This window comes from Nonomuraea sp. NPDC049625 (assembly GCF_040675285.1).
GTDB classification, from domain to species: Bacteria; Actinomycetota; Actinomycetes; order Streptosporangiales; family Streptosporangiaceae; genus Nonomuraea; species Nonomuraea angiospora_A.
The window spans coordinates 376439-386924 of the sequence record NZ_JBFAOQ010000002.1; the positions used below are offsets into that span (position 1 = coordinate 376439).

Consider the following 10486-nt stretch of genomic DNA (forward strand, 5'->3'; position numbering starts at 1 on the left):
AGCGGCCGCACGCGGGAGAAGAACGAGTGGCGACGACCAACGACCTCAAGAACGGCATGGTGCTGAAGCTCGAGGGCGGTGAGCTCTGGGCCGTGGTCGAGTTCCAGCACGTCAAGCCGGGCAAGGGTGGCGCGTTCGTGCGCACCAAGCTCAAGAACGTCCTCTCCGGCAAGGTCGTCGACAAGACCTTCAACGCCGGCGTGAAGGTCGACGTGGCCAACGTCGACAAGCGCGAGATGCAGTACTCGTACAAGGACGGCGACGACTTCGTGTTCATGGACACCGAGACCTACGACATGGTCAACGTGCCCAACAACACCGTCGGCACCGCCGCCAACTACATGCTGGAGAACACTCTGGCCACGGTCGCGTTCAACGAGGGCTCGGCCCTCTACGTCGACCTGCCCGCCGCGGTCGAGCTGACCATCGCCGAAACCGAGCCCGGCCTGCAGGGCGACCGCTCCACCGGCGGCACCAAGCCCGCCACGCTGGAGACCGGCGCCGAGATCAAGGTGCCGCTGTTCATCACCACCGGTGAGAAGGTCAAGGTCGACACCCGCAGCGGCGATTACCTCGGCCGGGCCTGAGGTGTCGGCACGCGGCAAAGCACGCCGGCGGGCGCTTGACATCCTCTTCGAGGCCGAGCTGCGCAGCGAGGATCCGCTGAAGATCCTCGCCGAACGCGTGGAGCGGCAGGAGCCCCCGGTGAACGAATACACCTCGACCATCGTCGAGGGCGTCGCCAGGCACCACGCGCGCATCGACGAGCTGATCACCACCTACGCCGAGGGCTGGACCCTCGACCGGATGCCCGCCGTCGATCGCAACCTGCTGCGCGGGGGCACGTACGAGCTGCTCTGGATGCCCGGCGTGCCCGAGGGTGTGGTGATCAGCGAGTGGGTGCACCTGGCGGGTGAGCTGTCCACGGACGAGTCGCCGCAGTTCGTGAACGGGCTGCTGGCCCGCTTCAAGCAGCTCAAGCCAAGCCTCACCCTTTAGACACCGTCAAAAGGCCGAGTTCGGGGTACGTTCCAAAGCAACAAGGCGTACCTTCCAAGCAACAAGGCGTACCTTCCAAAAACAAGGGTCCGAAGACACAACACGACGCCTGCCCGCACGGCTCGCCGAGACGAGGGCCGTGCGTTGTCACACGGCCGGGCGCCTATGCGCGCAAGCCTGACCTGTGGCCAGGGGGCGTGCGGACAAGTGGCGCGTCACCAGCCGCGACGCGCCCCTTGCCGCTCGTCCGGCGGTGCGTATCGTGTGGGCATGGTGACCGAGGACGACGTACGCCGGCTCGCCCTGGCGCTGCCCGGGACCGTCGAGAGGACCATGTACGGCACGCCCGCCTTCTACGTCCGCGGCAAGTGGTACGCCCGGGTGCGTGAGGAGGGCGACGTGCTGGTGCTGCCGGTGGGCTCCGAGGAGGAGAAGGCGGGGCTGATCGCGGCCGAACCGGCCGCGTTCTTCACGACCCCGCACTACGACGGGTCCGCCGCCGTGCTGGTGCGGCTCGGGGCCGTGGACGCCGAGGAGATGGGCGAGCTGCTGACCGACGCCTGGCGGCTGCGGGCGCCCAAGCGGCCGGCCGCCGGCTTCGACGCCTGACCCCGCCACCTGACCCCGCCGCCTGACCTCGCCGCCTGACCCCGCTACCCCGGCATTGACGGCGACCCGCCCGGGCGGCGTGCGCGACCCGGGAGCGGGCGGTGCCGGTGACGGCGAGCGGGGGAGCGGCGCACGGCGTAGGCTGGGGCCCGACCGCGAAGAAGCGCAGTTCACGATGTGCGCGATCGCGAGGGCCCGGAGCGCGGGCCGTCGCGAGGGGAGAGGGAGGCGAGCCGACGTTGCGTGCTGAAGGCGTCACGAGGACCCCGGCGGTGCGGACCGCCGTCGTCTGGGACGCGTTGCGGTCCGCGCTGGCCGAACGGACGGCGGCGACCGGCCGGGAGGGGCTCGACATCGTCGATGCCGGGGGCGGCACCGGCGGGTTCGCCGTGCCGCTGGCGGCGCTGGGTCACGCCGTGACCGTCGTGGATCCGAGCCCCGACTCGCTGGCCGCGCTCGAGCGCCGCGCCAAGGAGAAGGGCGTGCGCGTGCGGTCCCTGCAGGGCGACGCCGCCGACCTGGGAGAGCTGCTCAGCCGCGACAGCGCCGATCTGGTGCTCTGCCACAGCGTGCTCGAATACGTCGAAGACCCGATCAGCGCGCTGACCGCCGTCGCGGGCGTGCTGCGCAGGGGCGGAGCGGTGAGCGTGCTGACCGCCAACCCCGTCGGCAGCGCCATCCACCGGGCGCTCGCGGGGCAGTTCGACGAGGCGCGGGCCGTGCTCGACGACCCGCGGGGCACCTGGGGCGACCGCGACCCCACCCCGAGGCGCTTCGACGCCGAGACGCTCTCCGAGCTGCTGGCCGCGACCGGGTTCGCCGTCGGCGCCGTCCACGGCGTGCGCGTCTTCGCCGACCTGGTCCCGAGCAGGCTCGTCGACGGCGAGCCCGGCGCCGCCGAGGCGCTCGTCGCCCTCGAGCAGGTCGCCGCCACCCACCCCGTGCTGCGCGACATCGCTACTCAGCTGCACGTGCTCGCGCACAGGTCATGAGGCGCCGGCACTGGGTATAGAACGCATGTTCGGATAGAATCGGCGGCGTGTCTCGCAAGCAGATCACCGGCATCGGCCCCGCTCCACGCACCGGGGCCGACGACAGCGGCTGCCCGATCCTGCACGTCGACATGGACGCCTTCTTCGCCAGCGTCGAGCTGCTCGAGCGTCCCGAGCTGCGCGGCCGCCCGGTGATCGTGGGCTCGCCCGCGGGGCGCGGCGTCGTGCTCAGCGCCACGTACGAGGCCAGGGCCCACGGCGTGCACTCCGCCATGCCGATGAGCAGGGCGCGCCGGCTCTGCCCGCAGGCCACGATCATCCCGCCCAGCCACGGCAAATACTCCGAGGTCTCCAAGGGCGTCATGGAGATCTTCCACACGATCACCCCGATGGTCGAGCCCATCGCGTCCGACGAGGCGTTCCTCGACGTCGGGGGCGCCAGGCGCCGGCTCGGCCCGCCCGCCGTCATCGCCGCCATGATCAGGGAGCAGGTCCTCGACCGCTACGGCATCACGTGCTCGGTCGGCGTGGCGAGCAGCAAGTTCGTGGCGAAGCTGGCCAGCAAGCAGTGCAAGCCCGACGGGCTGCTGGTGGTGCCCGCCGACCAGGTCGTCGACTTCCTCCACCCGCTGCCGGTCTCGGCGCTGTGGGGCGTCGGCGAGCGCACCGAGCAGTCTCTCGTACGCCTCGGCATCCGCACGGTAGGCGACCTGGCCAGGGTGCCGCCCGCCACCCTCCAGCGCGAGCTAGGGCAGGCCGTGGGCGGCCACCTGGCGGCGCTGGCCTGGGGCCGTGACGAGCGGGCGGTGAGCGCCCACGTGCCCGACAAGAGCATCGGCAACGAGGAGACGTTCGCGGCCGACGTGGACGATCCCGAGGTGATCAAGCGGGAGTTGCTGCGTCTTTCCGAGCGGGTGGCCGCCAGGATGCGTAAGGGCGGACACGTGGGAAGGACTGTAAGTGTGAAGCTCCGCCGCGCTGATTTCACGACGATCAACCGCTCGCGCACACTGCGCGAGGCGACCGACGTGGCCCAGGTGATCTATGCCACAGCCTGCGAGCTGTTCGAGGCGGCCGGCCTCCAGCGCGTGCGGCTGCGCCTGGTCGGCGTGAGGATGGAAAACCTGCGCCCCGCGGGCGAGGCCACCCACCAACTCGGCATCGGAGAGCGGGAGACCGGCTGGCGCGAGGCCGAACAGGCCATGGACAAGGCGATCCGGCGATTCGGTCCCGATGCGGTGCTCCCAGCATCGCTCGTACGTGGCAAGCTTGATGATGTAGAGACATGACGCAGATGTCCGGATTTTTATGGGGCATCGGTGTCGCGATTTTGGGGGAAGGGGGGCGAGATGGGCCACAATGGAGCCATGACGACACCTCCGGTTTGGTCTGCGTTGGACGTTTGCTTTCGCCTACGTCTACAGCCTCGTATTCTGGGGATAACCGACCGCGAGGTTCGGACACCCCGTGTCGTCCGTTGCCGTCTTCCCCGTCCTGGGGCTGTCCTTGGGAGGCGCCGTGCCGCTCTCTGAGCACGAGCAGCGCTTGCTCGACCAGATCGAGCAGGCCCTCTACGCCGAGGACCCGAAGTGGGCCAACACCGTAAGGATCAGTGACCCGCGCAGCCATTACAAGCGTCGTCTGATCAAGGCCTCCATCGGCTTTGCTCTCGGCGTCGTCATCATGATGGTCGGCGTGGTGATGAGTGGCAGTGCCCTGATCCCTCTCGGCGTCGGCGGTTTCGTGGTCATGCTCGCCGCGTGTCTGTGGGGCCTGTCCAGTTGGAAACGCATGAACGGGTTCGGTGACTCCGCGCCCGCCTCGGGCTCGGCCCCTCCTCCGGGCAAGCAAGCCCGTCGGCCGCGCCGGGGGACGTTCATGGAGCGCATGGAAGAGCGCTGGCGCCGCCGCAACGATGAGCGCTGACCGCTGACCTGCGGAGCCGCCCGGACACGCGTCCGGGCGGTCCTCGTGTGGGAGGCGGCCCTTCCGGGTCCCGTCGTGCGCTCGTCCGCCCAGGCGCCGGCGTTTTCCGCTCCCGAAAAACGCTCGTCCGGCCCAGGCGCAACCGGCGGCCGCCCGTCCTCTGCCCCCAAAGGTGAGCCCGGCCAGGCGCCGGCGTTCCCGCTGCCGAAGACGAAACCGGCCGTCCCCCTCGACGAGGGGGACGGCCGGTCGCGTCGGTCGGTCAGGAGCCCTTCGGGGCGGACGTCCGCCGCAGCCTGATGTTCTCCAGCAGGTCGAACCCGTCGAGCAGGCGCTCGCCCAGCCCCCGCAGCCGCCGCAGCGTGGACGGCGGCAGCAGCACCGCCCGCAGCCGGCGCCCGCGTGACACCGTGGCCGCCAGCGCCTGGCGCACCTGACGCAGGTCCTTGCGCAGCGGCCCGATCTGTCCCGGATCCCTGGCGAACAGCACCCGCTCCACCGCGGACGCGATGGCCGTGATGGCCGCCGCCGAGTCGGCGTCGAACTCGTACTGCTGGGTCAGCCGCCGTGCCAGCGCCCGCGGGGTCTCGCTGAGCTGGCGGGCCATGCCGTAGTCGTACAGCACGTCGTCCAGCTCCGCCCACGCGGCGGCGACCGACGGATGGCCGCCCCCCGACTTCGACGCGATCCGGGCCGTCAGATCGTCGGACGGCTCCGAGACCTTCCAGCCCAGGGTGCGCACGCGCCGGTTCCTGGTGATCAGACGCAGGCCCGCGGGGATCAGCAGCACCAGCAGCAGCGCCGCCGCGCCGATGCCGATCTGGCCGATCAGCGGCATCGAGTCGTCCGTCGGCAGCCCGCCGGTGGCGACCACGCCCTCGCGGTCCAGCTCGCGAGGGTTGCGCCGGGCCTGCGGGTCGACCGGCTCGTCGGCGGACGAACTCGTCGAACCCGGCGTCGGCGTCGACGCCTCTCCGGTCGCCTCCGGCCGGGGCTGGCTGTACTCGGGCACCCGCGCGCTGCCCTGGCCGGCCGAGCCCGCGGGAGTCGGCTCGAACGGCAGCCAGCCCACACCCTCGAAATACAGCTCGGGCCAGGAGTGGGAGTCGTTCGTGCCGACCTGCCACCGGTCGCCGACCTTCGTGCCGCCCGTGTAGCCGATGGCCACCCGTGACGGGATGCCCACCAGCCTGGCCAGCACCGCCATCGACGCGGCGAACTGCTCGCAGTAGCCCGCACGGTCGCGCAGCAGGAAGTCCCGCAGCGCCGAGTTGCCGTGCCCCTGCGTGCTCAGGGTGTAGGTGAAGTCGCCGCCGGTGAAGAATTCCTGCAGCTTCACCGCCGCCTCGTAGTCCGTCTTGGCGTTCGCGGTCAGCGTGGTCGCCAGTTCGGCGATCTCGGGCGGGAGGTTGTCCGGCAGCCTCAGGAAGCGGGGATCGACGCTGGGCCGGGTCTCGCTGAGCGAGTCCAGCAGGTCCGGCGTGGGCTCCGGCTCGCTCGTGGTCACCTCGTACTCGACGCCGGAGGCCTCGTCGCGGGTGGAGAAGACCATGAGCGTGTCCACGTCCGCCCGCCAGTCGCCGTCGATCTGGATCTGTCGCGGCGGGTACGGCAGCGGCAGGAACTGCAGCTTCGTGATCTCGTCGCTGATCCGGATGTCCGTGGTCACGGTCTTGACCTTCGGCTCGGGGCCGAGACCGGGCGGCGCCGGGAGGGGGCCGTTGTCCGTCCTGTTCTGCGGGGCCCCCTTGGGCTCCGTCATGCCGAACTGCTGGCCGTCGAACGTGTCGAGCGCGTAGATCCGCAGATAGCGGGGTTTGTCGTCGTTGTTGGCGTACGTGAGGACCACGCGCCGTTCCGGCAGCTCCAGCTGGCCCTTCAGGCTCGCGATGGGGCTGGGGATGCTGATCGAGTTGCCCCGGCCCGACCCGCTGCCGCCCACGCCGAACGTGAAGAACGACACCGGCTCCATGGCCGGCAGCAGGGCGGGCACCAGCACCGCCAGCACGATCGCGGCGAACCCGATGCGCTTGCCCGACAGCCGCAGCCCGCTGGTGTCCGCCGAGGTGCGGGCCTCGGGCCGGGAGGACGTGGCGCGGGTCGTCCGCCGTACCAGCACCGCCCTGCCCCAGTGGCCCACCCGCTCGCGCCCGTCGGCGATCAGCAGGCCGATGAACCCGAGCGCGGCCAGGATGAACGCCGGCCAGCTGATCGGGTCGGGCAGGATCGTCGCCGGCACGGTGGCCAGCGCCAGCAGCGGCAGCCCGGCCAGCGCCGCCTTGCGCAGCCGCGCGGCCAGCAGGTCGACGGCGATCGCGATCAGCGCCACGCCGCCGGCGGTCAGCAGCGTGATGCCCTCGGTCTCCGGCAGGGGAGCGGCGAAGCGCTGGATGTCGGCCCAGCCGACCCCCAGCAGCCTGCCCAGTTCCACCACCGACCCGCGGGTCGGCACCACCAGCGCCCACGCCTTGGCGGAGGCGAACGCCGCGGTCAGGTAGACCCACACCGCGAGCAGCGCGACCAGCGGCGCCGCCCACGCGGGCAGTGACAGGCGGCTGCTCAGCAGGCCCGCGGCCATCACGGCGAGCACGGCGCCCAGCGACGACCAGAACCAGGAGCCGCCCTGGAAGAGCGGGTAGAGCAGGAACGCCGCGGCGAACGCGGCCACGCCGGAGGCGACGGTCAGCCTCATGCCGCGCCTCCCGCCGGGTTGAGCGCGTATCTGTCGCGGTTGGCGGCGTTCTGCCAGACGGAGGCGATCGAGGTGCCCGCGGGCAGGCGCACGATGCGCCAGCCGTACCCGGCCAGGACCGTCTGCACGGCCTGGTGGTTCTCGGCGGCCGCGCGGTCCCCGCCGTCCCACGTGCTCACGTCCAGCATCACCGCCACCGCGGTGATGCCGCTGTGCCTCAGCCTGGCCAGCTCTCTCGCCTCCTCCGGGTCGAGGTCGCCGAGCACGGCCACGATCAGCCCGTCGCCCCCGCCCTGGCGCAGGGCCGAGACACCCATCTCCAGGGAGCGGGCCGGGCTGTGCCGCACCACGGCGAGGGTGTCGAGCAGCGACCAGCTCAGTCCGGTGTCGGTCAGGTGCTCGGCGCCCTGGTCGGTCACCAGTCGCAGGCCGAGGCCCTCGCGGGCGAGGTGCACGCCGATCGAGGCCGCGGCCGAGACCGCCACCTCGAACGACGAGCGCGGGCCCTCGCCGCGGTGCGCGTACCTGCGGGTGTCCAGCAGGAGCGCGCCGCGGCTCTGCCACTGCTGCTCCTCGCGGCGCACCATCAGCTCGCCGCGGCGGGCCGTCGAGCGCCAGTGCACCCGGCGCAGGTCGTCGCCCTGCCGGTACTCGCGTGGCGCCACGTCGTCGTCGCCGGCCGCGGCCACGCTCCTGGTACGGCTGTCGCCGCCGCCCGTCCACTCACCCGACAGCCGCACGTGGGGCAGCGCCGCGACGTGCGGCGTCACCACGAGCGTGTCGCTGATCGTGAACGAGCGCGTCAGCTCGACGAGCCCGAACGGGTCGGCGATGCGGACCGACAGCGGGCCGATCGTGTAACGGCCGCGCAGGTCCGAGCGCACCCGGTAGTCGATCTCCCGCACGCCCCGCGACTCGACCCGGTCCAGCACGAACCGGGGCCGCACGCCCAGCGCGTAAGGAACGGTGTCCTCGATGAGCAGCAGCCCGGTCGGGAGCCTGGTGACGTTCTCCAGCCGCAGGGTCACGGTGGCCTCGCCGCCGACCTCCGCCCGCGGCGGGTCGAGGCGCCTGGCGCAGCTCAGCCGGTAGCGCGTGCGCGCCACCACCATGGCCGCCAGCAGCGGCAGCGCCGTCACCAGGACGCCGATCCTGAACAGGTCGTTCTCGCCCAGGATGACGGCCATCAGCAGCGCCGCGATGCCGGAGGCGAGGAACGACCTGCCCCTGGAGGTCAGCGCCCGCAGTCCGGCCCTCACGACGCCCTGGCCTCCGGCACCGGTACGCGCCTGATCAGATCGGTCACCACCTGCTCGGGCAGGCGGCGCTGGCCCTGGGCCTCGACGCTGGGCAGCAGCCGGTGCGCCAGCACGGGGATGGCCAGGTCCTGCAGGTCGTCGGGGATGACGTAGTCGCGACCGGCCAGCGCGGCGTGCGCCCTGGCGGCCCGTACGAGCTGCAGCGTGGACCGGGGCGATGCGCCCAGCCGCAGGTCGGGGGAGTGGCGGGTGGCCACGACGAGGTCGATGGCGTACTTCTTGACCGCCTGCGAGACGTAGACGCCGCGTACGGCCTCGATGAGGGCGCGCACCTCGGCCGTCGTCGCCACCGGCTCCAGCTTGTCCAGCGGCGAGGTCTGGCCGTGCACGTCGAGCATCTCCAGCTCAGCGTGCGGCTCGGGGTAGCCCATCGCGATGCGCGCGGTGAAACGGTCGCGCTGCGCCTCGGGAAGGGGATAGGTGCCTTCCATCTCGATGGGGTTCTGGGTGGCGATCACCATGAACGGCGTGTCCAGCTGGTACGTCTCGCCGTCCACCGTCACCTGCTGCTCTTCCATGCACTCCAGCAGCGCGGACTGCGTCTTCGGAGAGGCGCGGTTGATCTCGTCGCCGACCACGATGTTCGCGAACACCGGGCCGGGCTTGAACTCGAACTCCCGGGTCTGCTGGTTGTACGCGCTGACCCCGGTGATGTCACTGGGCAGCAGGTCGGGAGTGAACTGCACGCGGCGCACCGGACAGTCGATGGAGCGCGCCAGCGCCTTGGCCAGCATGGTCTTGCCGACCCCTGGAACGTCCTCGATCAGGAGGTGGCCCTCCGCGAGCAGGACGGTGAGCATGATGCGGACGGCGTCGCCCTTGCCCTCGATCACCGATTCGATGGCGTTCCGAATCCGATGCGCGGTGGAGACCAGCTCGTCGAGCTGGGGAGGGACATCATGGGTTACTGCCACCGGGCCTCCATGAGAGAAGTGCGACGGCTGTCCCGTAGGGTGCCTTTGCGGGAGCCATGCCATTCCTTTTCCATTGTGTGTACGACCCTACGACGCTGTGGGTTCTCGGGCGACATTTGTGGATATTCCAGGGAACACCGGTGATGTTCCTGTTCTTGTCGCATAGCAGTACGAATCCCGTGACACGACACCCCGCCGGGCGCTCCACTTTCCTCCACCGCGGGCTTCCCGAACGAGCCGAGCCCCTATTTCCGCGGCCTTTTGAACCCTCGACACGCCCATGAGGGTTGACCGCCCGGTCACCCCCCTCCACCCCGCTCCATCGCTCTGACCTGCGGTAACGCAACGGAAACCGATGATGAAGACGGTTCGAATCAGTTGACGGTGGGGAGAAGTGGAGTATGGTGGTGCGCAGTGGAGGGCCCGGTGCACCAGCGCTGAGCGCTTCACGAGGCACGGGAGGTGGGGCCGGTGTTCCTCGGCACCCATCAACCGCGTCTGGACGACAAGGGACGGCTGTTCCTGCCGGCTAAGTACCGTGAGGAGCTGGCGGAGGGTCTTGTGATCACCAAAGGCCAGGAGCGATGCCTCTACGTCTTTCCCGTGGAGGAGTTCCAGCGCATTACCGAGGCTCTCAGCACCGCCCCGGTCACCGCCAAGGCGGTGCGCGACTACAGCCGCGTCTTCTTCGCCAGTGCGTCCGACGAGAAGCCAGACAAACAAGGGCGTATCACGATCCCGCAGAGCCTGCGTCAGTACGCGGGTTTGGAGCGTGACTGCGTCGTCATCGGGGCCAACACCCGGCTGGAGATCTGGGACGCGCAGGCCTGGGACACCTATCTCAGTGCGCAGGAGCAGGCGTTCGCCGATCTGTCGGAGGAGGTGCTGCCAGGGATCTTGTAGTGACCACGGTCGATCCGTCGGTGTTGTCGTTCGGCGAGGTCTCCACCCGCAACCACTGCCGGTCAGCTGATGCACCTTCCCCGGTGTCAGATGACAGGCGTCCACGAAGAGGGTGCGGATGGGGACCTGGCC

The 10486-nt window shown here is 70.6% G+C and carries 10 protein-coding genes; 7 read left to right on the top strand and 3 right to left on the bottom strand.

The genetic code is table 11. The annotated features are described in order from the left end of the window. Window positions 1–26 precede the first annotated feature (26 nt). From efp to AB0J87_RS09165, 6 genes are all read left to right on the top strand, one after another. Window positions 27–587, top strand: coding sequence for an elongation factor P (efp, locus tag AB0J87_RS09140; protein ID WP_350729143.1), 561 nt, complete (start codon window positions 27–29; stop codon window positions 585–587). A gap of 1 nt (window position 588) precedes the next feature. Beyond that, window positions 589–999, top strand: coding sequence for a transcription antitermination factor NusB (gene nusB / locus AB0J87_RS09145; protein ID WP_357728756.1), 411 nt, complete (start codon window positions 589–591; stop codon window positions 997–999). A gap of 270 nt (window positions 1000–1269) precedes the next feature. Then, on the top strand, window positions 1270–1608 hold the full coding sequence (locus AB0J87_RS09150; RefSeq protein ID WP_363963669.1) for an MmcQ/YjbR family DNA-binding protein: 339 nt from the start codon (window positions 1270–1272) through the stop codon (window positions 1606–1608). A gap of 239 nt (window positions 1609–1847) precedes the next feature. Beyond that, window positions 1848–2600 (top strand): methyltransferase domain-containing protein, encoded by a 753-nt coding sequence (locus tag AB0J87_RS09155; RefSeq protein WP_363963671.1) that lies wholly within the window; start codon window positions 1848–1850, stop codon window positions 2598–2600. A 47-nt stretch (window positions 2601–2647) separates the two neighbouring features. Continuing rightward, window positions 2648–3889 carry a DNA polymerase IV gene (dinB, locus tag AB0J87_RS09160; protein WP_350729150.1) on the top strand — a complete coding sequence of 414 codons (1242 nt, stop codon included), beginning with the start codon at window positions 2648–2650 and terminating at the stop codon, window positions 3887–3889. A gap of 229 nt (window positions 3890–4118) precedes the next feature. Next, entirely contained in the window at window positions 4119–4526 is a 408-nt protein-coding gene (locus tag AB0J87_RS09165) for a DUF3040 domain-containing protein (protein ID WP_350729151.1), read from the top strand. 262 nt (window positions 4527–4788) lie between these two features. Here the strand turns inward: AB0J87_RS09165 and AB0J87_RS09170 are convergent, their stop codons facing one another. The 3 genes from AB0J87_RS09170 to AB0J87_RS09180 are packed head-to-tail and all read right to left on the bottom strand — an operon-like array spanning window position 4789 to window position 9451. After that, complete coding sequence (locus AB0J87_RS09170) at window positions 4789–7218, bottom strand: DUF3488 and transglutaminase-like domain-containing protein (RefSeq protein ID WP_363963674.1); 2430 nt, start codon at window positions 7216–7218, stop codon at window positions 4789–4791. Beyond that, window positions 7215–8477 (bottom strand): DUF58 domain-containing protein, encoded by a 1263-nt coding sequence (locus AB0J87_RS09175; protein ID WP_350729155.1) that lies wholly within the window; start codon window positions 8475–8477, stop codon window positions 7215–7217. The genes AB0J87_RS09170 and AB0J87_RS09175 overlap by 4 nt, the downstream gene beginning before the upstream one ends. Then, complete coding sequence (locus tag AB0J87_RS09180; protein WP_350729156.1) at window positions 8474–9451, bottom strand: MoxR family ATPase; 978 nt, start codon at window positions 9449–9451, stop codon at window positions 8474–8476. The genes AB0J87_RS09175 and AB0J87_RS09180 overlap by 4 nt, the downstream gene beginning before the upstream one ends. Window positions 9452–9922: 471 nt before the next feature. Here AB0J87_RS09180 and mraZ point away from each other — a divergent pair, with 471 nt between their 5' ends. Further along, complete coding sequence (mraZ, locus tag AB0J87_RS09185; protein ID WP_090930667.1) at window positions 9923–10354, top strand: division/cell wall cluster transcriptional repressor MraZ; 432 nt, start codon at window positions 9923–9925, stop codon at window positions 10352–10354. Window positions 10355–10486 lie beyond the last annotated feature (132 nt).